The following is a 25,073-nucleotide window of genomic DNA, read 5'->3' on the forward strand; positions in this document are numbered from 1 at the left end:
AAGAACCTTTTCATATATGCCTGGAAATGATATTCCGCTCCAGGTCTTTCTTATAGTAATCTTAGCTATAGTTATCGGAATCGTATATGAGAGAAACCTTAATTATGAAAAACTTACACCAATATTTATTCTAGTGAGTGTTATAATCATTACCCTTAGCATATTTCTAAATAATCTCCAGACACTTACGTTAGGAATACTGCTAATCATTGGACTGATTATAGCTAGGATAAGGAGATAAAATCTAATATTATGTATTTAACTGAAACCATCTTTCCTGAGCCGACAAACTTTATGGTCTACTAACTTCAAGTAATATTAATGCTTATTCAAAAATATTTGTAATATGGAATGAATACTTTGTTAATTACTTTAAATCTATAAAAACCCTGAAGTAATTGGGTGAAGTAAATTCCTTTAACTGATGGAATAGCATATGCGGACTGCTTGTGCTGTGGAACTGTAGTTGGAGCTGTAGGGTGTGCAGGAGTAGCAATTGCAGCAAGCGCGGTAAGCGAAGATCTAGTCATCGAGGAGGAGTAAGAGGTGTAGATAATGGAAGAAAAATCTAATTCTTTTTTAAATAAGCTTCATAAATTTGAGACTAAAGTCGTAACTTTAGGCATTTATACACTTCTTCATCATGAACAATTCTTAGGTAAAGAGGTAAGTTTACGTTTATATGGACTTGATATCGATCTAGGCGTAATTTTACCACATGAATCCTTAAGGCAGGTTGAAGTTTTTCTTCACATACATAAAACATTAAACGTAGATACTTCTGGAAATGTAGGAAAGGAAACCTATGGTATTTACTTGTTCGGAAGGAAAGGCTTAAGTATACATCACGGGTATCTCTCAGTACCTATACAGAGTGTATCGAATTTAGAAGATGCTATAAAAATTATCTCGGCGTATAAAGACAGAAAAACTATCCTAGCCAGGAATATAACGCAAATATTCTTAGTTAAAGATGATCCACTATGAAGGATATTTTCAAGTTACTTTCTTTAATGATACTACGAAGGGCGAAAATTAGCTTAAAGACCCTTAAATGGGCTTTAATAATCTATTTATTGCAACCAATTTTATGGATATTAACCCTTGGGATTTCTCTTAATGGCGTAACTTCAGTTACTTTTCTTAAGCAGTTTAATACTTCTTTCTTAGATTTTGAAATCGTAGGGGTACCTATAATATTTGCTTTAACCATTCCACTCTTTGGCTCTTTTTCTTCACGTCTTGAGTTTAGTAATAGTACTATATATGTAGTTCACCTGCTAAGTAATCGAAAAATCATATATTACTTTATGGGGACTGACGTAATTTTTTACGCAATTATTACTTTTGTAAACGTATTAACAGTAGCGGGCTTAAGTTTCATCCTTACATCTGAAGGCGTAAACGTAATAGGACTACTCGCAGTTCTTCCGCTCATGCTCTTAGGGTCTCTAACATCTTACAGCCTTGGTATTATTATTAATTCTTTATTTAGAAACCTTTCTTCACCCACCAGCTATCTCTTCTCGCTGATCCAAGTTATTCTGATACTCTTTTCTGGGGTTTATTATCCTTTAAGCTATCTACCAGAATATCTTCGTATTATAGCATTTATCTCCCCGTATAGCCACTTAATAGCTTTAATAAGATACATCCTTTTAGGATATAACGCTTCTGACCTTAATGCATTATGGTTTTACACATTACCTTATCAAGTACAAGTTGTGTTATCCATAAGCTACGTTATAGTTCTTGGTGTAATCTTATTTATTTTGGCAGGTAAAAGGTTAGTAAAAGGCCAAGGAATGGTGCTATTATGATAGAAGCAATTGGTCTCTCTAAATCATATCTTTCACCTGTGTTAAAGGGCGTAACTTTTAAGGCTGAGAGTGGTAGAGTAACATGCATAGTAGGACGTAATGGATCTGGCAAAAGTACATTAATCAGGATACTTTCTACATCGGAAAAACCAGATAGTGGAACTGCATTGATAGACGGAACTCCACTAGAGGACGTTAAAAGAGTTAGGGAAGTAATATCAGTCCTTTACGACAAGAATTACTTAGATGCGTTCCTTAGAGTCAGGGATAGCATTGAGTTCTTCATAAGTGCAATGGAAATTGATAGGGACAAGGTTTATAGCCTAATAAAAAATTTCAATCTTTCTCTATATCTAGAGAAACTTGTTTTTACACTAAGTAAGGGTACTCAAAGAAAATTAGCCTTAACGTTTGCCTTATCATTAGACAGACCAGTCTCGCTTCTTGATGAGCCAACTGAGGGTCTCGATTACGAATCTAAACTATTATTTGTCAGAGAAATAAGCGCTCATGCTCATGATAAGACTATACTTATGACGACCCATGATGCGCAAGTAGTAGAAAGTGCCTGTGAGAAAGTTATGCTTCTTCAGAACGGTCAGGTCAAACCTATAGATGTAAAGTTTATTAAAAGAGTTGCGGATAAGTACCTAGTAGTAAATGACGGAATTAAATCCAGACTAGTTTTAAGAGATGAGGTGAATGGGAAAATAGACGGATTTGTTGAAATTAGAAAACCTACACTCTTAGACCTTATATTTCTTAGGGGCGATGAAGGTGGAGAATGAAATTATTGAGGCGATAGAGTATACAAGGAAAAAGCTATATGATGAAATGGGTAAAAGATTGATGCTAATACTGTCAATTTTTTCCGTATTATTCATATTTAATCTTTTACCACATCCTTATTACTTAAAGGAGTACATTTTCCCTGTAGATTGTCTTCTTGTAGCATACATGGGATTTATAATACAGAAGTTTGAAGCCAGATTTAGGCGACTCTATACACTTCTTAACGTATCTGGAAATAGTACTTGGAACTCAAAACATGTTAGACGTTTTGTTGTTTTATCCATTTTGCTTATGGCATATGATGTTATAGGTCTTTCAAGATCGTGGAGTTTGACTTATGTGGCGTTTTTGGTGGTGGATGTTATAGTAATAGCTTTTGTGTTTCGCAGTATTAGATATATTGAAACGAACTTGAGAATGCTTATCTTGATGTATGTGATGGTGATTCTGCAAATACTTGTAGGGGGTTTAGTTTGACTCAAAATAACCCAACGAAGATTAGAATTTACACTTTAGTTATATTATATGTTTATGGTGAGATGGGATTTAGTGAGCTATACAATATAATTATACAAAAATTTAACATAACTAAAGGCGGTTTTCAACATTATATAAACCAGTTATGCAATGAAGGACTTATAACATGTAGAAATGCATTCTATTTTGTAGAGGGTTACAAGAAAAAATGTAATATAACAGACAAGGGAGTAAAAGAGTTGTTCGAAATTAGAGATCTATTATCATTGTTAGTAAATGATGAAGGAGATAATCAAGTTGATAAACATTGATTAAAGATCAAAGACTCCATTACTAGTATAATGAACAGACGTGCTGCTTCAGTTATTATTTAGCTGGACTTGATACACCTTATATGATTACTGTTAATATATTATGTCCATACTTTGTTTGGTTATTAAAAATATTCTTAAAGAAGATTTGAATTAGAGGATATTATTGAACATAGGCCTAAAATCAATCTAAGGCTTAACTACATAAAAACCCTAACTTAGACTCGTGATGACTGACAACTCTTATAATACTATCGATTATTCCCCAAAACATCACTAAAAAGAAAATGACTATTCCAACATAGATCTCATAACTCAAACTCATCATTTCATGTAAAGCAATGTATTCTAAGGCAACGAATTCCTCCAATTGGAAAAACCAAGAGGTAAGATATCAAGACTAGTCCACCCAAAAGTGGAAGTCTATATTTAACGCTTAAAAGAGAAGAAATAATTTAGTTTGAGGAAATAAATCCTTTTTATTTTCTTACTCATTAAATAACTCATTTAAAAATTTTTATATAAAGAAAATTTATTTATGTAATAAACTCTATTTTTGTACTGAGGAATTTTATTGTTTACTTTTAATTTAATATAAAATTTGATAGTTATGAAACTTAAAAAGGTTAGAGGGCTTATATAAGTATATGGGTAATAGGACTTTCTTATTCGGTGATATAAGGATAAGGGAAGTCCGTGGATCGTATTATGTCTACTTTGTGGAGAAGGGCCAAGATCGTAAGATGAAGGAAATTTACGTTGGACCTTTAGCTGACATGGTCAAGACTTACCTAAAATTGAAAGATAAAAGTGGGGTGTCCCCCACATGGGCCCGCCGAGATTTGAACTCGGGACTTCTGCCGTGTGAGGGCAGCGTCCTAACCAGGCTAGACTACGGGCCCAATAATTAGAATATAACGAGGATTTATATGCCTATCGCAATAACATAACCTTCTTTAAAGTCTCCTATATCAGGATCTAAGTTGATAGCTAATAGTCGATCTTCGATTTTACTTAAATCTAGCATTTTTACTGATAAATCTTTAAAAATTCCCTTAAATTTTTCTGTAAGAATTTTAGCCTCCTCATAGTCTTTTGCATATCCTATTACTCCGGATATTTGCAAAATAGTTGACCCTAAAAAGGATTTCATCTCCATATTATTTCCTCTGCTGGCTTATAAGTATAAACAATAGTAGTAACATTTTAGTATGCTAAGACTGGTAGTTGGACAAGAGGATTACTTTGAAATTCCTAGCACTTTGATAGACTATCTGCGTGAGAACAAGGTGTATTTTGAAGTTGTGTTTGATACTTTGTATGATGGTTACCCTGAAATAGAGTATAATGGTAAGAGAATAAAGGTTGATTCCAGCTCCGATATCGAGGCTCTTGTTAAGAGATTAGTTGCCGATACAAAGGATACAGTAAATGATACCGATAAAAGTTTTCCCAAATCCTATAAGTGGGATAGGATTTTATCTTCAGGAGCTTTAGTATAATGTCAAATGGAAGTTATTTTAGGTGCAGGTATCTCAGGTTTATTGATCTCTTCTCGTAAGAGAGACTCTATAGTTTTAGAGAATCAGCATAGAATAGGAGGAGTGTTTTCTTATGACGAAATATCTGGTTTTAATATCCCTCTACATCCTCCTCTAGTGAAAGAAAAATGTTTCACTAACTTGTTAGATTTTGCTCAGATAGAGACGAATGTAATTTATGAAAAAGAGAACTACTTAAGTGCAAAACTAACGATAGATAAAATTCCAGATTGGTTACTTCCTGATAATAAAATGTACTATATAAAAAATCTGAGTGAGATAATACAAAATTTATCATTAAAAGCTAGAATTAGACTAATCGGTTCATATTTTATTAGAAATGATAAATTGGTGTTAAATACGGGAGAGATAATCCTATGGGATAGAATATATTCCACTATACCAAGAAGAATATTTGATAACAGTAAAATTTTTAGAAGTATTAGCATAGCTGAAGCTATATTTACAACCAAGAAAAGACAAGGTTCTCAGATTGTAGTAAATGGGGACAAAGGTGTTTCTTTCTCTCATGTATTTTCGATTGATTGGTTAAATCCTTCATTTGATGTTCTATATGTTTTGGTTCCTTTTTTAAATATAGTTCCATCATGGGATAAAGTGTACAGTGATCTTAAGAGGAAAAGGATTTTGTTAAGGGATGAAATAATCTCTTTCAGGTATAGGATTATTAAGGATGGTATATTAATAGATGAAGATAACAAGATAGGTGAAAAAGACGATAATATCATTTTTTGTGGAAGATTGGGAAAATGGAAGAATTTTAACCTATGTCAGACAATAGACGATAGCCTGAATTGCTGAACCACTCAGTAAATTTCCCTGCAAGATATGTACTTTTCTCAGGGTCTATTCCATTTAATCTGTACATAAAATAAGATGCAAGAAGTACATCACCAGTACCTGTTTTGTAAGGACCTATATTTTCTGGCTTAAACTTGTAAGAACTATTTCTAGTAAAGGTTATAAAGCCATCTTCATCATATGATACTAGTACCTCTTTAAATCCAGTAGTAATTAAATCAGATACGGTGTACATAGACTTACTTAGCTCATCATAGTTAGCATGTACAACTAAATAATTCCTATTATAAGGTAACTTAAACTGGTTACCCAAAATAACGTATTTATTTTCTTCACATATTCTAACGAATCCTTGAATATCTACAGCTGAAGGAAAAGAGATATTTGATAATATGTTGACATCTATTTCATTACACACTGGATTTATTATTAGACCATCAGACTTGTGATTCTCTATACTTAATTTTCTTTCAGACATAGAAACTAGCAAGAGATCTCTTTTACCATTTTCCTTATAAATTAACTTAAAAGTAGTCATATTGTTACTGTTGAAAATTTTATATTTGCTTAGAAACGGAGGTAAAATATTTTCATATGCATTACTAATTGAAGAGACTACATGCGGAATTCCTCCTAGCATGTATACAGCAAAACCTGAGTAAATTGGTGATCCTCCTATTTTTTCATTATCATTGTTAAAGACATCTATGGTGAAGTTGCCTACCATAATTATGTTTTTCTTCTTCTTCATTCTTCTTCCTCTTCTGCTTTTACTTTCTCCTCTTCCTCTTCTTCCTCTTCTGTCTTTCTCTTCCTTAGCCAGTATGAGAAATTATGTGAGAGTACGTGCTCCTTCAAATCATCCAATGAAAAGAAGTAAGCTCCGTAGTTTGGCGTATTACCTTTTTTACATTCCGGTGCGCATATTGGACATGCATAAAGTTTAGTTATCTCGTCAAAACAGATATCTATATCTTTATCATTTAGTTTTATTTTGACGGTTTTCCATTTTGGCGTCCAACGTGTAGTTGATGACATTTCTAACTATTTTTAATATTTGCATTTTGAAACGTATAAAAAATTCGCCGTCTTATGGATCTATGGAGAAGTAATGTTTTAAATTGGAATTAATGAGTTATAAATGGAGATTCAAATTGTCATCATCACCTACAAATACTTCCTTGTTTGAATCTCTTATCTCAATAAAGACGATGTATGATATAGCTGAATTTATCATGCGTGCTGTACGTATGTTAAAACCTGAGCAAGTTTCAAAAATGATTGAAGTTTTAGTTAATCATTATAATCAAAATAAAAACGGTAAGATTCTTGTAATGGGCGCAGGTAGAAGTGGATTAGTTGGTAAAGCTTTTGGAATGAGATTGCTTCATTTAGGTTACAATGTTTATGTGTTGGGAGATACTATAGTTCCTGCAATCGGCGAAAGGGATATAGCCATTGCAATATCCGGTTCAGGCAGAACTAGGCTGATATTAACTGCAGCAGAGGCTGCGAAAGCTGCTAAGTCAACTTTAATTTCAATAACTAGTTATGCTGATAGCCCACTAGCAAAAATATCAGATGTAGTGGTCGAGATTCCAGGAAGAACTAAATACTCAACTAATGAGGATTACTTTGCAAGGCAGATTTTAGGTATAACAGAACCTTTAGCACCACTGGGTACTCTATTTGAGGATACTACTCAAATCTTCTTAGACGGACTGGTTGCAGAGCTTATGAAAAAATTAAATAAAACTGAAGAAGATTTACGGATGATTCATGCAAACATAGAGTTATGAGTAGTAGAATTATTAATTTATGACGTTGAATTAATTAGTTATTGCGGTTCACTCTGACTCTGAATATATTTTTGGACCATTTTAATGAACAAGGCGTTTATTGTAGTTGCTGTGGTACTTCTAATATTAGGTATCATATCTTTTAATTTAGTCTTCATAATATTAGCAATTATATCACTTTTTTTCGTAGATCCTCAAATAATGAGAAAATTTTATAAATTTTTCCTAAAAAGTAATATAAGTAAAATATTCGTTAAGAACTATAAAACAAATCATAGTATAGTCATAGAAGATGGATATTTAAAAATAGAGGATAATGTTAAAGCATTTTTAATAGTTGATGACATACCATTTGATTATAGAGATCTAAGTGATGAAAGTTTACGTGTAAAGATTTCCTCGTTTCATAAAGTTCTGGATATAGCTGGTCAGATAGATATCGTATTTAGAAAAAGTAGTATTGATAAAAACAAATTTTTAAGCGATTTATTTCAAAAAGCTCAAAATATAAGAGTGATAATTGATGCTGACCCTTCAAATGAAAGAGCAAAAAACGAGTTAATGATGATTCAGCATATGATAAAGAAAATAAGTGAAGGAGAAATGCCTTTTAAGTATCTTATTTTCTTTATCATCAACTCAGATAGTAAAGAAAAAGCGTTAGCAACTGCTGATGTTGTAAAGAAAGGATTAGAAAGTATAGGTGTGAAAAGTAGGTTAGCGTATAAACATGAAATAGAGGATTTGTTAAATGATAAACTTAGCCTTAAGAAGATAGTGTTTCCTTCTCAAATTCCCTTTTTATCAGTATTTTCTCTGCAGAAGCAACCAGATTATGAGATAATTACAGACGGCATATATCTAGGTCAGGAGATAAATGATAGAAGAGCCGTGTTTTGGAATGTTAATAGAGTAATTAACCCTCATGCATTAATTATAGGTCCAACAGGTTCTGGTAAAACAGAGTTTTTATTATCTTTGGGAGTCAAGACAAACATTCTTTATGGTATACCTATAGTGTTTTTTGATGTAAAGAAAGATATTTCTTTAAGGCTTAAGAAGTATGGTTATAAATATAAATACATAAATCCGCTTTTAAATAGCATTAATCTCCTTAAATTTTCTAATGTGAACAAGGATATTTATTTAATTCAATTAGAAAACATTATTAGAAACTCATTTAAGTTAGACAGGTTTGTATCTGCATTATTATATAGGATCCTTTTAGAAAGTATCTCGGATAATTATTATGAGGTTAGTTGGGACTATATAATTGATAAAATAGAAAAGTATGATATAAATGAGGATGTAAAGGCATATTTGCTTAGAATAGTGTCTGCCATAAAGAGTTTAGATGCGGGAGTGGAAGATATAGACCTAATATCTGCAATTTCAGAAGGTATAAATGTAGTTGATTTATCTAGTATAAAATCAGAGGAACTAAGAAGACTTGTGATGTATGGTATAATCATAAAATTTATTAATAAATATAATATAGCAGACGATAGATTAAAACTGGTTTTAGTTATAGACGAAGCATGGACTCTTCTAAGATCCGAGGATAGAGACTATCAAATAGTTGCAGATTTAATAAAAAGAGGAAGGGGATTTGGTATTGGAATATTTATGGCTACTCAAAACTTCGATGATTTAGGAGAATTATCGGATATATTTCTAGAAAATATAGGACTATTAGGATTTATGAATAATGGTGATAAGAAGTTCTGGAATGAAGTCATGAGGTTCGCCGATCTAAATATTGAAGAAACATTAAGATCTTTAATATTTTTGGGTAAAGGAGAAATGTTGATAAGGTTTATTAATGACCCACGTCCTATAATGATTAAGACAGACGTATTAGTGAGAAATTCTTTCTAATACAGATTGTAGTGCTGCCTTTATTCTATTGTAAAGCAGTTCATCTTTAATACTGTCTATAGTTATCTCTTTTAATTCGTCTTTCTCGAAAGTGATATTATATTCTATTTTATTTTTGTTTTTTTCGTTCTCAAGAATCTTATTAATTACGTTAGCATATATTCGATTAACAGTTATCTTACCCTTGAACACAACTCTAACTAAAGGTGGAGTATAGTATATCTCAGCTATTATTTCTCCCTTAGTATTTTTTATAATATCAGCAATTCCTCTGTTTACCTTGATTGTATTTTTATATCCTTCTGTTTCCAACAGACTTAAAAGATACTCATAATATTCTAATTCTTTTTTCAATTCAGTTATTTTATTTTCTAGAAATTTTTTTAGTTCTTCAATGTTTGTACTCACACTATTAATATTATTTAGGAGTAGAAATGTTTAAAACCAATATTACTTTTTGAGTTATGAATGATAAGAGTAGCAGTTATTGGTGGATCAGGGTATACAGGTGGAGAATTATTAAGGCTATTAGCTATGCATAACAAAGTAGAAGTAACCTATATAACATCCAGGGAATATGCAGGTAAACCGATATCAATTATTCATCCAAACCTAAGAGGATTTTATAATATCAATTTTTCACAGTTTTCATGGGATAAAATAGGAGAAAAAGCCGAGGCCGTATTTTTAGCCTTACCTCATAAAGTTTCTGTAGATTATGTACCTAAACTTTTGGAAATGGGACTACAGGTAGTGGATTTAAGTGCTGATTTCAGATTGAAAAATCCAGAATTATATAAATTATGGTATGAGTTTGACCATCCGTATCCTGATTTATTAAAAAAGGCTGTCTATGGAATCCCAGAGATACACTATGAGGAATTAAAAGGGGCAAAATTAATAGCTTCACCTGGTTGCAATTCCACAGCTACTATACTTGCAGCAGCGCCATTAGTATATAGTAATATATTAGATAACTATAGGTTGATTAGTGACGTAAAGGTTGGTAGTAGCGAAGGAGGGGCAAAACCTAGCGAAGGAAGTCACCATCCGGAAAGACAGAATGCTATAAGGCCCTATGAAGCTGAGGGGCATAGACATGCTGCAGAAGTTGAGCAAGAGTTACAGTATATATCGAAAAAAGAAGTAAAAATAAGTTTAGTACCTCATGCTGTTAGCACAATTAGAGGTGCACTTGCGTCTGTACATGGTTGGCTTATTTCGGATGATCTCAACGAGATTGAATTTTGGAAAAAAATTATTGAATTTTATAGAGGTAGAAAATTCGTTAGAGTAATCAGAGGCAATATACATCCATACCCAGATCCAAAATATGTGATTGGAAGTAACTTCGTAGATATTGGATTCGCAGTAGAGAAGAGAGTAGGTAGAATAACTATGTTTTCAGCAATAGACAATCTTATGAAAGGAGCTGCAGGTCAGGCAGTTCAAGCTTTTAATGTTTCAAGAGGTTTCGAAGAAGACGAAGGTTTAAGAATTCCTCCATTGAGGCCTGCTTAATATGATAGTAGTAAAAACCGGCGGTAGGGTTTTAAAACAAAATTTGGATAGAGTAGTTCAAAGTATAATAAAGACAAACAACAAAATAATATACGTTCATGGAGGAGGGGATCAGGTAACAGAATTATCTAGTAAGCTGGGAATAGAACCTAAATTTGTCACCTCACCAGAAGGAATAAGAAGTAGATATACCACTAAGGAAGAGTTAGAAGTATTCATTATGGTTATGAGTTCGATTTCCAGGAATATATTGAGTAGGGTTTCCAGCTATCGTAATAGCATAGCCTTAACTGGTGCAGATGGAAAATTAGTGTTAGCAGAGAGAAAGAAAAAGATTATTGTTATAGATGAAAGAGGAAGAAAGAGAATAATTGACGGTGGATATACTGGAAAAATTAAAAACATAAACAAAGAATTATTAGTAACATTTAGCAATTTATTTGAGGTAATAATATTATCACCATTGGCATATGATCCTGACGAATCTACATTACTAAATGTGGATGGGGATCAGATGGCGTTTGCTCTTGCTACAGCATTGAGATCCGATAACCTGATATTATTGACTGATGTGGAAGGTGTGATGGTTGATAACAAAGTTGTTAATAAGTTAACAGTGGAAGAGGCTAAGGAATTATCTAAAAAAATAGGACCAGGTATGAATAGAAAAATATTAATGGCAGCAGAAGCAATAGAGAATGGAGTTAAGAAAGTGATAATATCATCTGGATTAGTAGAAGATCCAATTAAGAATGCATTAGAAGGAAAAGGCACGGTGATTGAATAATGGCAGACGTTGATGATAGTGATATTAAGATATTAGAGATGTTAAGGAAGAATGCTAGAACTCCTTTCACTATGATAGCCAAAGAATTGAAGATAAGTGAGGCTGCAGTAAGGAAAAGAGTAGAGAAGTTGATAAGATTAGGTGTAATAAAGAGGTTTACTATTGATTATGAATTAGAAAATGAGATAAAAGCAATAGTTATGGTTAAAACTAATCCTCAAATTCCTACTCCTGAGATTTCTAAAAAGATAATCAAAATACCCGGAGTGGAAGCAGTTTATGAAACAACAGGTGATTATGATGTTCTTGCATTAGTAAGAGGAATGAATATAATATCGATAAATAAGACGATAGATGATATAAGAAGTCTTCAGGGCGTTATAAGTACAAACAGTACTATAGTGCTTAGAGTTTGGTACTAATTTCGAACCTTTTATTTCATAAAAGCTTTTCAACTGCTTACTTTATATTTCTATTCGATCCATCATGGTACTATTAAAATGTCCAATATGTGGTAATGATGTAAATGTACCAGATGATTCCTTACCAGGAGAAATAGTTGAGCATGAATGTGGTGCTCAATTAGAAGTATTCAATTCTAATGGAAAATTAGCATTGAGATTAGCAGAGCAAGTAGGAGAGGACTGGGGAGAGTGATAATAGGGGTATCGTATGACCTGTTGAGATGGGAAGAGAAGGACATAATAACTGAAGCCAAAAAAAGCGGATTTAAGGCAATTCCTATATTTACAAAGGATTTTTATTCTGCAATAGGAGTAGGCGAAAATTACAGTGAATTAGAGGCAGATGTTATAATACAGAGAAATACTAGCCATGCAAGGGCATTAACCACATCTTTAATTTTTGAGGGATGGAATTATAATGTAGTAAATGATGCGACAAGTTTGTTTAAATGTGGTAATAAACTATATACATTATCTTTATTAGCTAAACATAATATTAAGACTCCTAGAACTATTGTAACTTTTTCAAAAGATAAAGCTGTAGATTTAGCTAAAAAAATTGGATTTCCTGCTGTAATAAAACCAATAGAAGGTAGTTGGGGAAGAATGGTTGCGAAGGCTGTAGATGAAGACATTTTATATAGCTTTCTAGAATATCAGGAATATACAACAAGTCAATTTAGGCAGATCTATTTAGTACAAGAATTTGTTAAAAAACCAAATAGAGACATTAGAATATTTGTAATGGGAGATGAGGCACCAGTTGGAATATATAGAGTTAATGAACGTAACTGGAAAACAAATACAGCATTAGGCGCCAGAGCTTTACCGTTGAAAATAGATGACGAACTAAGGGACTTAGCTCTTAAAGTGAGAGATATAATGGGTGGATTCTTTTTGGGTATAGATATTTTTGAGGATCCTGAAAGAGGATATTTAGTAAATGAGGTGAATGGTGTACCGGAATATAAAAATACTGTAAGAGTTAATAATTTCAATGTATCGTCATACCTTTTAAATAAACTTAGAGAGTGGATTAAGAAATGAAATTGATCCAACTGTATGGAGATAGGGGGTTAACGATTGTTAAAGGTGAGGCGCAATACGTCTGGGATATAGAGGGAAGAAGATACTTGGATTTTCACACAGGAATAGGTGTAGCATTCCTTGGGCATAGAAATCCTATAATTTTAGAATATTTAAAAAACCAGTTAGAAAATATTAGTATTTTATCAACCTCATTTTCTACCCCAATTAAGGACGAGATGTTGCAGGCACTAGATAAGGTGAAACCAGATAAAATGGATAATGCTATGTTACTTAACAGTGGAACTGAAGCAGTGGAGGCAGCATTAAAAACAGCAAGAAAGATAACTGGAAGAAAAAAGATAATTGCGTTTAAGAACGCATTTCATGGAAGAACAGCAGGTTCACTTTCAGTAACTTGGAATAAAAAATACAGAGAACCATTTGAACCTTTAGTTGGACCGGTCGAATTTTTAACATTTAATAATATCGAGGATCTTTCTAAGATAGATAATGAGACGGCTGCAGTAATAGTTGAGCCTATACAGGGAGAATCTGGAGTTATTCCTGCTAACATTGAATTTATGAAAGCATTAAAAGAAAAGACAGAGAACACTGGCTCGTTACTTATTTTTGATGAAATTCAAACAGGATTCGGAAGAACAGGAAAGCTTTGGGCTTATAAGCATTATAATATTGTACCAGATATTCTCACGGCAGGTAAAGCTATTGGAGGAGGATTTCCTGTAAGTGTGGTCTTCCTTCCAGACCATATTGCAAATAAATTAGAAGAAGGAGACCACGGAAGTACCTATGGTGGTAATCCAATGGCAATGGCAGCAGTAACAGCTGCATGCAAAGTAATTGAAAAAGAAAATGTAGTTGAACAGGCTAACCAGAAGGGTCAACAATTTTCTAACATATTAGTAAAGAACCTAGCTGATTTAAAGGTTGTTAGGGAGGTTAGAGGTAAAGGTTTAATGATTGGCATTGATATAAGGTTTCAGCCAGGTCAAGTCTTGAAATACCTGCAAGAAAAGGGTATATTAGCAGTGAAAGCAGGATCTACGGTTATTAGATTTTTGCCATCATATCTGATAACTTATGAAAATATGGAGGAAGCATCAAATGTTCTTAGAGAAGGATTACTTAAAATTGAAAATAAAGCAGTTTCTTCCTGAATTTTTATCGATATATACGCCTTCCGGAGAAGAGTATAAGGCTAAAGATTTTTTTGAGAAGATAGCCAGTGAGTTAGATTTGAGCCTTCAAGTAACCAGCACAAATTCCTATCTGTTGGGAGATGGCGATATATTATTAGTAGGACATGTAGATACAGTACCAGGCTTTATTAATCCTAAAGAGGAAGGAGAGATTATATATGGCAGAGGAGCTGTAGACGATAAAGGTCCATTAATTTCCATGATTATCGCAGCTTCTATATTGAATAAAAATGGTTACAGCGTTACTGTTGGTGCATTATCTGACGAGGAAAATAAGAGTAAAGGAGCACGAGAGATATTACGTATTGGTAAGAAATATGATTACATAATAGTAGGCGAACCGACAAACACTTTTGGTGTAGTCGTGGAGTACAGAGGCGTTATACACCTAGATATTTTATGTAGAGCAAGATCAGAGCATTCGTCCTCTGCTACTTCCAATTTGATTTTTGAAATTGCAAAGAAGATCATTAACACAACCAGAATAAACACCGGATACGATGATGTGTCTATAGTTCCAACCATATTTAAGTCGGGAGAATATTTGAATGTAACCCCTTCTAATGCAGTAGTTCACTTCGATATAAGATATTCAGTTAGAAATTCTAAAGATCAAATAATGTCAGAGATACACAGAGAATTTGAAGGTTGCGAGATACATGAAGTTGAAGATATAAGCCCGGTAAAAGTGGATGTTAACAGTGATATAGTTAAAGTCTTTATGAGAAGTATCATAAAAGAAAATTATAAACCAACAATTCTAAGGAAGAGGGGAACTAGTGATATGAATATATTGAAAGATCTAGCATTAAAAGGTATATTAGCTTATGGTCCTGGAAATTCTAGTTTAGAGCACACAGATCATGAAAAAATTTCATTGGATGAAATATTTATAGCAACTAAAGTATATATTAACGCGATTGAAGCCTTATGGCCAAAGATGTGATAACTAGAGCATTGCTACGCCCAATCTATAAGATATATGAGAAGATATTATGGTCTCAGATAAAAGATGGTCCTTTCCCATTTCATGTTGGGATAATACCGGATGGTAACAGAAGATGGGCTAGAAATAACAGACTTCCTTTAGATCAGGGTTACTACACGGGATATGTGAAATTGAGAGACGTTTTAACATGGATACTTGAAATAGGTATAAGTACAGTTACAGTTTTCGCACTCTCAGCTGAAAATTGTGAAAAAAGAACTCAGCAAGAACTTTCTATGATATTTAAGTATTTAAAAATAGGATTAGATGAATTATTAACAAGCGATTTAGTACATAAGTATCAGGTTAGAGTAAAGGCAATAGGAATGCTTGATAAATTACCAGAAGATCTAAAGAAATTAGTAGTTGACCTAGAAAGTACTACTGAGAAATATAACAAGAAGAAACTTATCCTGGCGATTTGTTATGGAGGCAGGCAAGAAATATTGGATGCTATAAGGAAAATCATGAATGATTATAAATTAGGTATAATAGATTCAAAATCCATAGATGAGTCTACATTTAGAAAATATTTATATGATCAAGAGTTATCCGATATTGATTTACTCATAAGATCATCAGGTGAGATAAGAATCAGTAATTTCTTACTTTGGCACTTAGCATATTCAGAACTATTCTTTGTGGATGTATATTGGCCTGATTTTCGAAAAATAGATTTATGGAGAGCAATAAGGTCATTTCAGAAAAGGAAAAGAAACTTTGGGGCTTAAATTTATATTCTAAATGAGTTAGTAATTTTCGTATGAGTTATTATCAAGGTAATGATTCACGTAAAATAACAGGAGGTCAAAAAGGTAAAAATAGAGATAAGCGCAAGTATGAATTAGGCTCTCCGCCAACAGAGACTAAAATTAGCGATAAAGATATCAAAGAGAAAGATAGAGTTGCAGGCGGAAATTTTAAACTTAGGCTTAGATATGCTAGTTATGCAAATGTATATGATCCACAATCTAAAACAGCTAAGAAAGTAAAGATTATAAGTGTACTCGAATCGCCAGCTAACAGAGAATATGCTAGAAGAGGTATTATAGTTAAAGGAACGTTAATACAGACAGAGCTAGGCAAAGCCAAAGTCACGTCAAGACCTGGACAAGATGGAATTATAAACGCTCTACTTCTGAGAGAATGAGCTTAAGAGATTATAAAGAAAAAAAGATAGCTATTTGGCTAGCTTATTTTATTGCAGATAGTAGAGAACAAGGAAGGAAAATTAGAAAAATAAGTAGAAAAATAGATATAAATATTTTATATCAAGTATCTAATTCTTTAGGGTTAAATCCACTAATTATTTCTGATAAAATTCATCCCAGATCTGGTATACAAGGAATGATTCTGGTTGATAAAAAAGCTGGTAAGCATCATATAATAAAAATGATTAGAGATGAATTAGAAAAGAATAAATAGCGCGGGCCCGCCGGGATTTGAACCCGGGACCTACGGGTATCTCCTCTACCTTGCTACGGCTTAGATTAAGAGCCCGCCGCTCTACCTGGCTGAGCTACGGGCCCAGCTAAAAATGATGATATATGGGAAGTATAAAAAGTAATCGGACAGTTTGGAAATAGAGCTTCAATCTTTTCTCCTTTCATAATTACTGGATATCATTAAATATCCAACATATGCAACATAGATTGATACGCCTAAAATAATAGAAAAATTAATTATTTTAATAAATATATCAGAAATCTTAAACGAGCCAAATGTTATCTGTAGATTTAAAAAAATAATAGCAAACGACAATGAAACAATTATAATGGAAACCGCTATCAGAACTAAACCTATAACTTTTATCTTAATTCTTTGCCATGCCATTCTCAATATAATCCCTCACTGCAAGTCTCACTGCTTCTCTTGAAGAATATTTAGGTTTCCATCCTAACTTCTTTAACTTAGTTATATCCAATAACATATATCTGGCGTCACCCGGCCATCCTCTACCTCCTCCTGCATCAACATATTCATGAGCTGGAGTAAGTTTTAATTCCTCTTCAACAATACGAGCTATCTCATCTACTGATATCCAATCCTCATTTCCCAGATTATATACAGAGACTTGATCAATACTAGATTTCTCAATAACCTGAAATCCGTCTATTACATCTGTAATATATATGTAACTTTTACGTTGTTTCCCGTTTCCTAGTATCTGCAATCTATTCGGGTCAGATCTCAATTTATTGATAAAATCTTTAATTACCCCATGTGTAACTCTTCCTCCTATAACATTAGCTAGCCTAACTATAATACTCTTAATTCCATATACCCTCGAATAATAATTCACTAACTGTTCTCCCAGTAGCTTAAAAATACCATAATTAGATATGGGATTCGTTTGCTCTTCTTCAGGAGTAGGAATCTTTGATGGTTCCCCATAAACTGTCGAGGATGAAGCAAAAATAAAGAGACATACGTCATTTTTTCTCGCAACCTCTAATATATTTAGTGTGGCTTTTACATCCATCTCAAAGTGATCTATTGTATTTGTCATTGAATCTCTTACATCTGGATTTGCTGCTAAGTGGTATAATATACTCTCTTTTGGAACTTTCAAACCTAGAATATTATTACCTCTTAAATCTAAATTTAAATACAGTGCTTTATTGTTAATGTATTTACCATTCGTGAAATTATCTATAACTATAATTTCTTTATTCTGGTTTACTAAAGTATCGACTAGATGACCACCTATATATCCTGCTCCTCCGGTAATAACGTACAACATAATTCATTTATATCATACTTAATTACCAGATATAAATGTAATATCTTAATAGAAAGATATACTAGAATTTTAGCATTATATAAACCTTGTCTAAAAAATACCATATCCGTATATCATGACTCATTTTTAAGCCGAAACAGATAACACTAAAATAGTATAATATTTGGTTAGGGAATTTTTCATCTAAGCTATTTATGATCAAATGGCTAGCCTAATAATTTACGACCTAAAACTATTACAGTTTGCTTTGTACCTCAAAGATGTTAAGTTACAATTCCCCGATTACTTTTTATACTTCCCATATATCATCATTTTTAGCTGGGCCCGTAGCTCAGCCAGGTAGAGCGGCGGGCTTTTAACCGCGGGTCGCGCGGGAAGCGACCCGTAGGTCCCGGGTTCAAATCCCGGCGGGCCCGCGCTATTTTGTATTTTTCATTTAAACAATACGGATTCAAAATTAGGATCAATTTTTACGTTGATGACCTTAAGATTTCCTGTATTTTCATTTATGGCTTTTTTGAGTTCTTCAATATTTGATACATTCACTGCATTAAACATCCTGGTTAATACTTCATCAAATCGCTCTATCTGTCCGGTTTTAACTATAGATGGTATATCCGACGTGACGACATCTAATATACTGGATTTTCCGTCATTAAGTACAAGAAGTTTACCCTTAGCTTTATTCATTCTGGCAACTAATATGCTAGCATTATCTAGAACACCTTTTATATCAGTTACAGCTATAACATTTTCATCATTAGATCTTGATATACCGCCGACTCCTATACTTCTATTAATTAAAGATTCACTTGTAAACCAAGTGTTTGGTTTTTCAACTGGTATTCTAACTAGATCTAGTGTAGTGGACGAGATATCTACAAATATCTTACTAAAGTTATAGTTTTCTAGTGCCATCACAACATCATAGGGCCATATTTCTGAATGAGTGGGTAATGAGATAGCTTTTTTAAATTTCTTTATCTTCTCAGCTGTACCTCTTTTTATTGGTTCTTTAATCTTAGTCTTTATTGTATTTAATAATTCTCTCAGGAAAAGTCCTACATCAGCTACTACAGGAACGTGAGGCATGTATACTTTTGATATATCTTCTCCATCTACGTTAACGTTTACTAAGTATCCTTTAATTTTCATTGACCATCCAGCTGTTGATAATTGGTTAAATTTCGTTCCTAATGCTATTATCAGGTCGCTCTCTTCTATTATATGCCTACCCTCTTCTGTCGCAAAAAGTCCTAAACCCTCACCTGCAAATAATGGATGAGAACTAGGAATAGAGCCTTTGGCTCTGAAGGTTAATATAACAGGGATGTCAAGTAATTCCGCGAGTTCTAATAGTTCTTTATGAGCGCCTGAAGCTAAAACACCGTATCCTGCTAATATAACAGGATTTTTAGAATTATTTAATAACTCTGCAACTTTTGCGACTGTATTCTTATCAGGGGCTTTCTTTTCAGGTTTTTGTTCTGCAGGTGTTAATGGATAAGCTTTTAGTTTAAATAGGTCTTCTGGCACTTCCACGTAAGCGGGTCTATTTCTGTTACTTAATGCTTCTTTATATCCTTTCTCTATAGTAAAAATAAGCTCCTCTATGTTAAGAACTCTCTCAGCCATTTTTGTGATAGGTTTAAAAATTTCCATTAAATCATCAGGTGTTCTTAATTCGCCAACCCTACTCTTTCCTGTATCCCTGTATGATCTTAGGGACGAAATGATTAGTAGTGGTTGCGAATCAACATATGCTTGTGATATTATATCAGTTGCTTCTAATAATTTTACACCGGGAATTTGTATAACAGTTCCAACTGTGTTGTTTTCCCTAGAGTAGGAGTCTGCTAAAATAACTGCTTCTCTCGTAGAGTTGCATAAATTTGGTTTAATTTCATATTTAATAAGTTGATCTAACAATAAGCTTGGTGTATCATATGTCAGGAATACTTCCTTTATTCCTATATCCTTCAAAGTATAGGCTATGGCCTCTTCTCCCTTCATTTCTTTACCTACAGTCTCTTCTTTCCTTTTAGGCTGACTCATGAGATGACAAATATCATATATCCTTATATTTTTTTAAGAAGCCGGGGGCGGGATTTGAACCCGCGAAAATAACGGGTCTCGGCGTGTTATACTCTGCGGCCCGCCGCCTTAGACCGCTCGGCCACCCCGGCATCTAACTATTCATTAATAATTCCTTGAAAGTATTTTAAGGTTTTCACTTCCATATCATACTGATGCGATTTGATACATTTTAGCAAGGTAGGGGAAATTCTCAGTGAAATAAGGGAATTAACAGATTTTGTAATCATTGGGGATACAGTTGTGGATATATCATTAGGTAAAAAGGGGATAGAGAGTGATGTAGATCTATTTGTACTTTCAATAAGTACAGTGATTGACGAAGATAAAATTAGAGATTTTGCATTTGAAAGGGGTTGGGATTTTGGAAAGACACCTATAGATACTCCTAGGCTAATAGTGGGACTTGATGCTGAGTCACTTCAGGTAGATATGTATGAAAACATTCAAGACTTTTTTGTACCAGAACAGATAATCAATAGTGCTAAAGAGATTAAAATAGGAAAAGAATACTTTAAAATAATTACCCTTGAAGATTACCTGCTTCTAAAGGCTAATGCTTTCAGGGAGGAAGACGAAGATGAATTAAGGGGAATAGTAAGTATGATAGGTGAAGGTAAATTAAGTATAAATAAGGAATATATACGAAAACATATTGACTTATTTGAAGAAAATTCAAAAAGTATTGCAGAGAGATTAAGATCAGTCGGAATAGTGTTTTAGCTCTTCTTTGCAGGCAGTTCTTTCTTTTTAGCTCTCAAATTTGAGCTGTGGCATCTTCTGCATTTTGTTGCTCTAATTGAGTTTAATGCTCCACAATCTCTACAAATTTTTTTCAAAAATACTCTTTGTTGCACAATTTGTAGTTTTACTGGATCAGTGAGTGGCATTTTTAACCCCTTATGACATATAACAGTTTCAGTGTTCAAAAAATTATTGTAACAACGGAGTGAAAAAAGATGAAGATACCACTAGATTATATCTGTGTTAAAAGCGGTTTATTATGTAACCGTTGTCAGTCCCTAGTAGAAAAAGGAGAAGTAGAAAATTTTGAAGTAGATCTTTTGAAACAATTAATAGAATTAGAGGAAACTCAGTTTAGAGAGCTTAAAGACTCTACTTATCATAAATCGTATAAAGTAGGCAATTTGTTGATACTTATAGTTACCAGCGGTTCACAGATGTCTTATCAAAAATGGATAAAGGTTGCTAAAGCATTACAAGAAAAGATAGGTCTTAGAGTAAGAATATTAGAGAAGTCAAACAGCATAAAATCTACTGCAGTACAACTTCTCACCCCAGCAAGAGTATTAGGAGTAAATACAGTCTGGTTACCTGATGGTACTGTACAATATGTGGTTAGAATATCAAAACAAGAGAAAAGATTTTTACCCGCCGATGAAACTTCTCTTGAAGAAGCATTATCTAAAATTCATTCTACACAAGTTAGAATAAGGGTGGAATGAGAATTGATGAAAGACTACTATATTAAAAATGTGACCCAAGATCTTGATGGAAAAGAAGTTACTTTAGCGGGTTGGGTGCATAATATAAGGGATTTAGGAGGCAAGAAATTTTTATTACTTAGAGATAAGACTGGCATAGGACAAATTGTAGTTGATAAATCAAGTCCCTCATTTCAAGAAATATCAGATATAAGTCAAGAAAGCGTAATAATGGTAAAAGGAGTTGTTAAAGCAGATAATAGAGCACCTAATGGTGTTGAAGTTCATGCTAAAGAGGTAAAAATCTTAAGCAAAGCTAAATCTCCTTTACCGTTAGATGTAAGTGGAAAAGTTAAAGCAGATATAGATACAAGGCTTAAGGAGAGAGTATTAGATCTCAGAAGGCAGGAAATGCAATCTATATTAAAAATACAAAATATTACTCTGAAATCGTTTAGAGAAACTTTATATAAAGAGGGTTTCGTGGAAGTATTTACACCGAAAATAATAGCCTCAGCCACGGAGGGTGGTGCTCAGCTCTTTTCTGTTATTTATTTTGGAGAGACTGCATTTTTAGCTCAAAGCCCACAGTTATACAAAGAGTTATTAGCTGGCGTAGTTGAAAAGGTGTTTGAGATTGCTCCTGCGTGGAGAGCTGAAGATTCAGATACACCATATCATTTAGCAGAGTTCATAAGTATGGATGTAGAAATGGCATTTGGAAATTATGAAGACGCAATGAAACTTCTAGAGAAACTAATTTATAACATAGTTAATTCTGTAAAAAATGAGGCTTCAGACGAATTGAAGATATTATCTCATAATTTGCCTGATGTAAAAATTCCTATAAAACGTCTCACATATAAGGATGCAATAGAAATACTACAAAGTAAGGGTTACAATATAAAATTTGGAGACGATATAGGAACACCTGAGTCCAGAGTGTTATATAACGAGTTAAAGGAAGACTTATACTTTATTACAGATTGGCCTACTCTGTCTAGACCGTTCTATACGAAGTCTAAAGATACCGATCCGAATGTAAGTGAAAGTTTTGATTTAATATACAGGTGGTTAGAGATAGCTTCAGGTAGCACCAGAAACCATAAGAGGGAAGTGCTAGAAGATTCCTTACGAAAGAGAGGATTAAAGCCTGAGAATTTTGAATTCTTCTTAAGATGGTTCGACTATGGTATGCCTCCCCACACAGGATTTGGAATGGGTTTTGCTAGACTTTTAGTGATGTTAACTGGAATTCATAACGTTAAAGAAATAGTACCATTCCCAAGAGATAAAAAGAGACTCGTACCTTAAGTGTAAGATTTTGGATCGTATCTTGATATTTCCCTCAATACTATTGTAGCATACATGCCTCTGTCTAATGAAAAGGAAATCTTGTTTTGTTTTATTTTAATATTTCTTAGTTTCATAAAAGGACTTCTACTAAAATCTCTAAGTCTTACTCTTAATTCCTTTATGTTAAAACTTCTATTTTCTATGTTCTCCTCACGTATAATTTCCTTTAAATTGTCATCACTAACATTAGATAAATCTGAAGGAATTCTTATCATTAAATCCTCAGACTCTTTTCCTCTTAATCTATCTGCAATTTTTGACAAATATTTATTATATAAAAAAGATTGATAAGCTTCTATAAAAAATGTGTGCGGAGTTACAATTTTTTTAATTGCTGTAAGGCAATCATCTCCATTCATTAGAGACTTCAATATGTTTATTTCGTCCTTAAATTTGCGGGGAAATAGTTGCGACGACGTTTCAAAGTCTTTTTGTTCATATGCTCTTCTAGCATAAATCAAATTTTCATTTTCAGTAGAGAATGGATGTCCTACTATCCAGTCTACAGCTTGGCACCAATCTTTGAGTAATAAATATTTTCCGACGATATGTGTTACAGGTCTTCTCGTCCCAAATCTCTGATAGCCTATGTATGCAAAGAGAAATTTTGTGGTTAATATTTTATGCAATCTTTTCTGTAACTCATTTTCGTTAGTAGTATTTAATTCAATTTCAAATCTATTACCTGTGTGGTTTAATTGACGAGAAAAATGTCCTACAAATTCAATTTCAAATTTTTCGCTTTTGTAAGAGGTAATTGGCGGAATTCCATTTACATAAATTATTTGTTGAGTTATAGCATTCGCATCTTTTATACCTAGATAATGGATTTTTCTCTTCATAAGTTTTTTTAGTATACTAATTACAGAAAAATGATCTATTCCTTTTTTTGTTAAAAGATAAGCTGAATAAGTCCCATTACTCTCTCCTTTCCATTCATCTACTGGAGTTTCTGATATTTCTTCTATAACCTTAAATCCTTCCGGTCTATTTATAGATATTTGTAATGGTTCCCACTCCTCTTGAATGTAGTATTTCTCTAGACCTAAGAAGGAATCCAGATCAGAGTAATTCATAGTAATTTCAGATCACCAGTTATATTATCGATCATTTCTTCTGGTCCTGGTCCTATACCTGCGCACGTAATAGTTCCAGGCTCAATTTGAGTTTTTCCTGCATCTTGTATTATTGTAGCTGGAAGTCCACTTTGTAAGGCTTTATTATATTTTTCTAGTAATTCGTCTAAATTTTTCACTTTCAAGACTATTTTGGGTTGTCCTTGGTTTATCCACATTTCTAACCATTCTTTCCATTCAGCTTTTGATCTTTTTTGAACAATTTCTAATACTAATGAAACTGCAGCATGTGCAACTTGTGCTGCAATTTTCCCTTTTCCCATATCTAGGTCTGTTCTAACGAGCACAGCCATTTTCATAGTATCGTAAAGAGTGAATTTTTAAGCTAATTTAAAAATATGTATGCGATGGGTGTAAGTTTTAGGTTAAGCTTAAAAGAAGAGATAGAACCGATTGTATGCTCAAGCTGTGGAAAGATTTTGCATCCCAGAGAGAAGGGTGATGAGTTCTACTGTCCTAATTGTGGGCAAGTTCTAATAAGGCGTTGCTATTACTGTAGAAAACAAGTAGTGGTATATGTTTGCCCGAAATGTGGGTTTGAAGGTCCATAAGGTGATTAAAGTGGCAGATGTACTTGTAATACTTAAAGTATTTCCGGAAAGTGACGAAATTAATTTGACACAATTAAGTGAAGAAATAAAGAAAAGATTGCCAGAAGGATATAGGTTGGTAAAGAATGAGACAGAGCCTATAGCCTATGGATTAAAAGCATTGATAGCGTATATACAAATGCCTGAAAACACAGAAGGTGGAACAGATAAATTAGAGGAATTAGTAAATGGTATTGAAGGAGTAAGTCATGCCGAAGTAGTTAATGTGACTAGATTAGGTTTTTAATAAGAAATAATAT

36 protein-coding genes, 4 tRNA genes and 1 pseudogene are annotated in these 25,073 nt (G+C 33.2%); 27 read left to right on the top strand and 14 right to left on the bottom strand.

Translation table 11 applies throughout. From position 1 onward, the window contains the following. The first annotated feature begins 16 nt into the window (after positions 1–16). Positions 17–241 carry a hypothetical protein gene (locus tag SACI_RS03510; protein WP_015385485.1) on the top strand — a complete coding sequence of 75 codons (225 nt, stop codon included), beginning with the start codon at positions 17–19 and terminating at the stop codon, positions 239–241. Positions 242–329: 88 nt separating this feature from the next. Here the strand turns inward: SACI_RS03510 and SACI_RS11815 are convergent, their stop codons facing one another. Then, on the bottom strand, positions 330–530 hold the full coding sequence (locus SACI_RS11815; RefSeq protein ID WP_147127842.1) for a hypothetical protein: 201 nt from the start codon (positions 528–530) through the stop codon (positions 330–332). Positions 531–555: 25 nt separating this feature from the next. Between SACI_RS11815 and SACI_RS03515 the strand changes: the two genes are divergently transcribed. From SACI_RS03515 to SACI_RS11580, 6 genes and pseudogenes are all read left to right on the top strand, one after another. After that, positions 556–987: a hypothetical protein gene (locus SACI_RS03515; protein ID WP_011277615.1), complete on the top strand. Its 432-nt coding sequence runs from the start codon at positions 556–558 to the stop codon at positions 985–987. After that, entirely contained in the window at positions 984–1,820 is an 837-nt protein-coding gene (locus SACI_RS03520) for an ABC transporter permease (protein ID WP_015385486.1), read from the top strand. Before SACI_RS03515 ends, SACI_RS03520 begins: the two co-directional genes overlap by 4 nt. After that, positions 1,817–2,608, top strand: coding sequence for an ABC transporter ATP-binding protein (locus SACI_RS03525; protein ID WP_011277617.1), 792 nt, complete (start codon positions 1,817–1,819; stop codon positions 2,606–2,608). The genes SACI_RS03520 and SACI_RS03525 overlap by 4 nt, the downstream gene beginning before the upstream one ends. Beyond that, complete coding sequence (locus SACI_RS03530; RefSeq protein ID WP_015385487.1) at positions 2,592–3,089, top strand: hypothetical protein; 498 nt, start codon at positions 2,592–2,594, stop codon at positions 3,087–3,089. The genes SACI_RS03525 and SACI_RS03530 overlap by 17 nt, the downstream gene beginning before the upstream one ends. After that, complete coding sequence (locus SACI_RS03535; protein WP_011277619.1) at positions 3,086–3,400, top strand: hypothetical protein; 315 nt, start codon at positions 3,086–3,088, stop codon at positions 3,398–3,400. Before SACI_RS03530 ends, SACI_RS03535 begins: the two co-directional genes overlap by 4 nt. A 647-nt stretch (positions 3,401–4,047) precedes the next feature. Further along, a pseudogene (locus SACI_RS11580) lies at positions 4,048–4,206 on the top strand (putative integrase); the annotation flags it as partial. Between the two features lie 21 nt (positions 4,207–4,227). Here the strand turns inward: SACI_RS11580 and SACI_RS03540 are convergent. Next, positions 4,228–4,302, bottom strand: a tRNA-Val gene (locus SACI_RS03540). Positions 4,303–4,325: 23 nt separating this feature from the next. Beyond that, positions 4,326–4,553: a hypothetical protein gene (locus SACI_RS03545; protein ID WP_024083350.1), complete on the bottom strand. Its 228-nt coding sequence runs from the start codon at positions 4,551–4,553 to the stop codon at positions 4,326–4,328. A gap of 58 nt (positions 4,554–4,611) precedes the next feature. Here SACI_RS03545 and SACI_RS03550 point away from each other — a divergent pair, with 58 nt between their 5' ends. Next, the gene (locus SACI_RS03550) at positions 4,612–4,902 is read left to right on the top strand and encodes a hypothetical protein (RefSeq protein WP_011277621.1); all 291 of its coding nucleotides are present in this window, start codon (positions 4,612–4,614) and stop codon (positions 4,900–4,902) included. Positions 4,903–4,908: 6 nt separating this feature from the next. Then, the gene (locus SACI_RS03555) at positions 4,909–5,763 is read left to right on the top strand and encodes an NAD(P)-binding protein (RefSeq protein ID WP_011277622.1); all 855 of its coding nucleotides are present in this window, start codon (positions 4,909–4,911) and stop codon (positions 5,761–5,763) included. On the opposite strand, the gene SACI_RS03560 is transcribed toward SACI_RS03555, so the two are convergent. Both SACI_RS03560 and SACI_RS03565 read right to left on the bottom strand, forming a co-directional pair. Next, complete coding sequence (locus tag SACI_RS03560) at positions 5,723–6,514, bottom strand: hypothetical protein (protein WP_011277623.1); 792 nt, start codon at positions 6,512–6,514, stop codon at positions 5,723–5,725. The two genes, SACI_RS03555 and SACI_RS03560, sit on opposite strands and share 41 nt — an antisense overlap. Further along, positions 6,511–6,801: a hypothetical protein gene (locus SACI_RS03565; protein WP_011277624.1), complete on the bottom strand. Its 291-nt coding sequence runs from the start codon at positions 6,799–6,801 to the stop codon at positions 6,511–6,513. Before SACI_RS03565 ends, SACI_RS03560 begins: the two co-directional genes overlap by 4 nt. Before the next feature lie 173 nt (positions 6,802–6,974). Between SACI_RS03565 and hxlB the strand changes: the two genes are divergently transcribed. Both hxlB and cedB read left to right on the top strand, forming a co-directional pair. Then, complete coding sequence (gene hxlB / locus SACI_RS03570; RefSeq protein WP_024083355.1) at positions 6,975–7,562, top strand: 6-phospho-3-hexuloisomerase; 588 nt, start codon at positions 6,975–6,977, stop codon at positions 7,560–7,562. An 84-nt stretch (positions 7,563–7,646) separates the two neighbouring features. Next, entirely contained in the window at positions 7,647–9,440 is a 1,794-nt protein-coding gene (cedB, locus tag SACI_RS03575) for a DNA import protein CedB (RefSeq protein WP_011277626.1), read from the top strand. Here cedB and SACI_RS03580 read toward each other — a convergent pair. Beyond that, positions 9,420–9,848 (bottom strand): hypothetical protein, encoded by a 429-nt coding sequence (locus SACI_RS03580; RefSeq protein WP_011277627.1) that lies wholly within the window; start codon positions 9,846–9,848, stop codon positions 9,420–9,422. The two genes, cedB and SACI_RS03580, sit on opposite strands and share 21 nt — an antisense overlap. A 60-nt stretch (positions 9,849–9,908) precedes the next feature. Between SACI_RS03580 and argC the strand changes: the two genes are divergently transcribed. From argC to SACI_RS03630, 10 genes are all read left to right on the top strand, one after another. Then, the gene (gene argC, locus SACI_RS03585; protein WP_011277628.1) at positions 9,909–10,961 is read left to right on the top strand and encodes an N-acetyl-gamma-glutamyl-phosphate reductase; all 1,053 of its coding nucleotides are present in this window, start codon (positions 9,909–9,911) and stop codon (positions 10,959–10,961) included. 1 nt (position 10,962) lies between these two features. Next, the gene (locus tag SACI_RS03590) at positions 10,963–11,748 is read left to right on the top strand and encodes a [LysW]-aminoadipate/[LysW]-glutamate kinase (protein WP_011277629.1); all 786 of its coding nucleotides are present in this window, start codon (positions 10,963–10,965) and stop codon (positions 11,746–11,748) included. Continuing rightward, positions 11,748–12,170: an HTH-type transcriptional regulator LysM gene (gene lysM / locus SACI_RS03595; RefSeq protein WP_011277630.1), complete on the top strand. Its 423-nt coding sequence runs from the start codon at positions 11,748–11,750 to the stop codon at positions 12,168–12,170. The genes SACI_RS03590 and lysM overlap by 1 nt, the downstream gene beginning before the upstream one ends. Before the next feature lie 64 nt (positions 12,171–12,234). Continuing rightward, complete coding sequence (gene lysW/argW, locus SACI_RS03600) at positions 12,235–12,405, top strand: alpha-aminoadipate/glutamate carrier protein LysW (protein WP_011277631.1); 171 nt, start codon at positions 12,235–12,237, stop codon at positions 12,403–12,405. Continuing rightward, positions 12,402–13,259 carry a lysine biosynthesis protein LysX gene (gene lysX / locus SACI_RS03605; RefSeq protein WP_015385490.1) on the top strand — a complete coding sequence of 286 codons (858 nt, stop codon included), beginning with the start codon at positions 12,402–12,404 and terminating at the stop codon, positions 13,257–13,259. The genes lysW/argW and lysX overlap by 4 nt, the downstream gene beginning before the upstream one ends. Next, on the top strand, positions 13,256–14,419 hold the full coding sequence (gene lysJ / locus SACI_RS03610; RefSeq protein WP_011277633.1) for a [LysW]-aminoadipate semialdehyde/glutamate semialdehyde transaminase: 1,164 nt from the start codon (positions 13,256–13,258) through the stop codon (positions 14,417–14,419). The genes lysX and lysJ overlap by 4 nt, the downstream gene beginning before the upstream one ends. After that, the gene (locus SACI_RS03615) at positions 14,367–15,407 is read left to right on the top strand and encodes an N-acetyl-lysine deacetylase (protein ID WP_011277634.1); all 1,041 of its coding nucleotides are present in this window, start codon (positions 14,367–14,369) and stop codon (positions 15,405–15,407) included. Before lysJ ends, SACI_RS03615 begins: the two co-directional genes overlap by 53 nt. Continuing rightward, the gene (gene uppS / locus SACI_RS03620; protein ID WP_011277635.1) at positions 15,392–16,180 is read left to right on the top strand and encodes a polyprenyl diphosphate synthase; all 789 of its coding nucleotides are present in this window, start codon (positions 15,392–15,394) and stop codon (positions 16,178–16,180) included. The genes SACI_RS03615 and uppS overlap by 16 nt, the downstream gene beginning before the upstream one ends. Positions 16,181–16,212: 32 nt before the next feature. After that, complete coding sequence (locus tag SACI_RS03625; protein ID WP_011277636.1) at positions 16,213–16,599, top strand: 30S ribosomal protein S8e; 387 nt, start codon at positions 16,213–16,215, stop codon at positions 16,597–16,599. Beyond that, the gene (locus tag SACI_RS03630) at positions 16,596–16,874 is read left to right on the top strand and encodes a signal recognition particle subunit SRP19/SEC65 family protein (protein WP_011277637.1); all 279 of its coding nucleotides are present in this window, start codon (positions 16,596–16,598) and stop codon (positions 16,872–16,874) included. Before SACI_RS03625 ends, SACI_RS03630 begins: the two co-directional genes overlap by 4 nt. Before the next feature lie 2 nt (positions 16,875–16,876). Here the strand turns inward: SACI_RS03630 and SACI_RS03635 are convergent. The 3 genes from SACI_RS03635 to SACI_RS03645 form a co-directional block, all read right to left on the bottom strand. Then, a tRNA-Lys gene (locus SACI_RS03635) sits at positions 16,877–16,978 on the bottom strand. Between the two features lie 61 nt (positions 16,979–17,039). After that, positions 17,040–17,282, bottom strand: coding sequence for a hypothetical protein (locus SACI_RS03640; protein WP_015385491.1), 243 nt, complete (start codon positions 17,280–17,282; stop codon positions 17,040–17,042). Continuing rightward, a complete protein-coding gene (locus SACI_RS03645; RefSeq protein ID WP_011277638.1) occupies positions 17,263–18,189 on the bottom strand; it encodes an NAD-dependent epimerase/dehydratase family protein in 927 nt (308 codons plus the stop codon). The genes SACI_RS03640 and SACI_RS03645 overlap by 20 nt, the downstream gene beginning before the upstream one ends. Positions 18,190–18,512: 323 nt before the next feature. Here SACI_RS03645 and SACI_RS03650 point away from each other — a divergent pair. Then, a tRNA-Lys gene (locus SACI_RS03650) sits at positions 18,513–18,608 on the top strand. A gap of 16 nt (positions 18,609–18,624) precedes the next feature. On the opposite strand, the gene SACI_RS03655 is transcribed toward SACI_RS03650, so the two are convergent. After that, positions 18,625–20,247: a thiamine pyrophosphate-binding protein gene (locus SACI_RS03655; protein ID WP_011277639.1), complete on the bottom strand. Its 1,623-nt coding sequence runs from the start codon at positions 20,245–20,247 to the stop codon at positions 18,625–18,627. 39 nt (positions 20,248–20,286) lie between these two features. After that, a tRNA-Cys gene (locus SACI_RS03660) sits at positions 20,287–20,378 on the bottom strand. Positions 20,379–20,448: 70 nt separating this feature from the next. On the opposite strand from SACI_RS03660, the gene SACI_RS03665 reads away from it, so the two are divergent. Next, entirely contained in the window at positions 20,449–21,009 is a 561-nt protein-coding gene (locus SACI_RS03665; protein WP_011277640.1) for a nucleotidyltransferase, read from the top strand. Here the strand turns inward: SACI_RS03665 and SACI_RS03670 are convergent. Then, on the bottom strand, positions 21,006–21,176 hold the full coding sequence (locus tag SACI_RS03670) for a 50S ribosomal protein L40e (RefSeq protein WP_011277641.1): 171 nt from the start codon (positions 21,174–21,176) through the stop codon (positions 21,006–21,008). The genes SACI_RS03665 and SACI_RS03670 overlap by 4 nt on opposite strands. Before the next feature lie 69 nt (positions 21,177–21,245). Here SACI_RS03670 and SACI_RS03675 point away from each other — a divergent pair, with 69 nt between their 5' ends. Then, on the top strand, positions 21,246–21,752 hold the full coding sequence (locus SACI_RS03675) for a transcription elongation factor NusA (protein ID WP_011277642.1): 507 nt from the start codon (positions 21,246–21,248) through the stop codon (positions 21,750–21,752). Between the two features lie 3 nt (positions 21,753–21,755). After that, positions 21,756–23,045 (top strand): aspartate--tRNA(Asn) ligase, encoded by a 1,290-nt coding sequence (aspS, locus tag SACI_RS03680; RefSeq protein WP_370685260.1) that lies wholly within the window; start codon positions 21,756–21,758, stop codon positions 23,043–23,045. Here aspS and truD read toward each other — a convergent pair. Together truD and pth2 are read right to left on the bottom strand one after the other, a co-directional pair. Further along, positions 23,042–24,163 (bottom strand): tRNA pseudouridine(13) synthase TruD, encoded by a 1,122-nt coding sequence (gene truD / locus SACI_RS03685; protein ID WP_011277644.1) that lies wholly within the window; start codon positions 24,161–24,163, stop codon positions 23,042–23,044. The two genes, aspS and truD, sit on opposite strands and share 4 nt — an antisense overlap. Then, positions 24,160–24,522, bottom strand: coding sequence for a peptidyl-tRNA hydrolase Pth2 (gene pth2 / locus SACI_RS03690; RefSeq protein ID WP_015385493.1), 363 nt, complete (start codon positions 24,520–24,522; stop codon positions 24,160–24,162). The genes truD and pth2 overlap by 4 nt, the downstream gene beginning before the upstream one ends. 39 nt (positions 24,523–24,561) lie before the next feature. Here pth2 and SACI_RS11585 point away from each other — a divergent pair, with 39 nt between their 5' ends. Both SACI_RS11585 and SACI_RS03695 read left to right on the top strand, forming a co-directional pair. After that, complete coding sequence (locus SACI_RS11585) at positions 24,562–24,774, top strand: zinc finger domain-containing protein (RefSeq protein WP_011277646.1); 213 nt, start codon at positions 24,562–24,564, stop codon at positions 24,772–24,774. 10 nt (positions 24,775–24,784) lie between these two features. Continuing rightward, positions 24,785–25,060, top strand: a complete 276-nt coding sequence (locus SACI_RS03695) for an elongation factor 1-beta (RefSeq protein ID WP_015385494.1) — start codon at positions 24,785–24,787, stop codon at positions 25,058–25,060. The last annotated feature ends 13 nt before the right edge of the window (positions 25,061–25,073 follow it).

Origin of the sequence: Sulfolobus acidocaldarius DSM 639, from assembly GCF_000012285.1 — an archaeon.
GTDB classification, from domain to species: Archaea; Thermoproteota; Thermoprotei_A; order Sulfolobales; family Sulfolobaceae; genus Sulfolobus; species Sulfolobus acidocaldarius.

Coding starts and splice junctions, on each gene's coding strand:
- SACI_RS03560 (WP_011277623.1), bottom strand. CDS start 6,514: ATGAAGAAGAAGAAAAACATAATTATGGTAGGCAACTTCACCATAGAT.
- SACI_RS11815 (WP_147127842.1), bottom strand. CDS start 530: ATGACTAGATCTTCGCTTACCGCGCTTGCTGCAATTGCTACTCCTGCA.
- SACI_RS03675 (WP_011277642.1), top strand. CDS start 21,246: ATGAAGATACCACTAGATTATATCTGTGTTAAAAGCGGTTTATTATGT.
- SACI_RS03530 (WP_015385487.1), top strand. CDS start 2,592: ATGAAGGTGGAGAATGAAATTATTGAGGCGATAGAGTATACAAGGAAA.
- SACI_RS03510 (WP_015385485.1), top strand. CDS start 17: ATGCCTGGAAATGATATTCCGCTCCAGGTCTTTCTTATAGTAATCTTA.
- SACI_RS03525 (WP_011277617.1), top strand. CDS start 1,817: ATGATAGAAGCAATTGGTCTCTCTAAATCATATCTTTCACCTGTGTTA.
- SACI_RS03565 (WP_011277624.1), bottom strand. CDS start 6,801: ATGTCATCAACTACACGTTGGACGCCAAAATGGAAAACCGTCAAAATA.
- lysM (WP_011277630.1), top strand. CDS start 11,748: ATGGCAGACGTTGATGATAGTGATATTAAGATATTAGAGATGTTAAGG.
- SACI_RS03615 (WP_011277634.1), top strand. CDS start 14,367: ATGTTCTTAGAGAAGGATTACTTAAAATTGAAAATAAAGCAGTTTCTT.
- SACI_RS03520 (WP_015385486.1), top strand. CDS start 984: ATGAAGGATATTTTCAAGTTACTTTCTTTAATGATACTACGAAGGGCG.
- cedB (WP_011277626.1), top strand. CDS start 7,647: ATGAACAAGGCGTTTATTGTAGTTGCTGTGGTACTTCTAATATTAGGT.
- SACI_RS03640 (WP_015385491.1), bottom strand. CDS start 17,282: ATGGCATGGCAAAGAATTAAGATAAAAGTTATAGGTTTAGTTCTGATA.
- SACI_RS03515 (WP_011277615.1), top strand. CDS start 556: ATGGAAGAAAAATCTAATTCTTTTTTAAATAAGCTTCATAAATTTGAG.
- SACI_RS03545 (WP_024083350.1), bottom strand. CDS start 4,553: ATGAAATCCTTTTTAGGGTCAACTATTTTGCAAATATCCGGAGTAATA.
- SACI_RS03550 (WP_011277621.1), top strand. CDS start 4,612: ATGCTAAGACTGGTAGTTGGACAAGAGGATTACTTTGAAATTCCTAGC.
- truD (WP_011277644.1), bottom strand. CDS start 24,163: ATGAATTACTCTGATCTGGATTCCTTCTTAGGTCTAGAGAAATACTAC.
- argC (WP_011277628.1), top strand. CDS start 9,909: ATGATAAGAGTAGCAGTTATTGGTGGATCAGGGTATACAGGTGGAGAA.
- SACI_RS03625 (WP_011277636.1), top strand. CDS start 16,213: ATGAGTTATTATCAAGGTAATGATTCACGTAAAATAACAGGAGGTCAA.
- hxlB (WP_024083355.1), top strand. CDS start 6,975: ATGTATGATATAGCTGAATTTATCATGCGTGCTGTACGTATGTTAAAA.
- SACI_RS03590 (WP_011277629.1), top strand. CDS start 10,963: ATGATAGTAGTAAAAACCGGCGGTAGGGTTTTAAAACAAAATTTGGAT.
- SACI_RS03555 (WP_011277622.1), top strand. CDS start 4,909: ATGGAAGTTATTTTAGGTGCAGGTATCTCAGGTTTATTGATCTCTTCT.
- lysJ (WP_011277633.1), top strand. CDS start 13,256: ATGAAATTGATCCAACTGTATGGAGATAGGGGGTTAACGATTGTTAAA.
- pth2 (WP_015385493.1), bottom strand. CDS start 24,522: ATGAAAATGGCTGTGCTCGTTAGAACAGACCTAGATATGGGAAAAGGG.
- SACI_RS03655 (WP_011277639.1), bottom strand. CDS start 20,247: ATGAGTCAGCCTAAAAGGAAAGAAGAGACTGTAGGTAAAGAAATGAAG.
- SACI_RS03630 (WP_011277637.1), top strand. CDS start 16,596: ATGAGCTTAAGAGATTATAAAGAAAAAAAGATAGCTATTTGGCTAGCT.
- lysW/argW (WP_011277631.1), top strand. CDS start 12,235: ATGGTACTATTAAAATGTCCAATATGTGGTAATGATGTAAATGTACCA.
- SACI_RS11585 (WP_011277646.1), top strand. CDS start 24,562: ATGTATGCGATGGGTGTAAGTTTTAGGTTAAGCTTAAAAGAAGAGATA.
- SACI_RS03670 (WP_011277641.1), bottom strand. CDS start 21,176: ATGCCACTCACTGATCCAGTAAAACTACAAATTGTGCAACAAAGAGTA.
- uppS (WP_011277635.1), top strand. CDS start 15,392: ATGGCCAAAGATGTGATAACTAGAGCATTGCTACGCCCAATCTATAAG.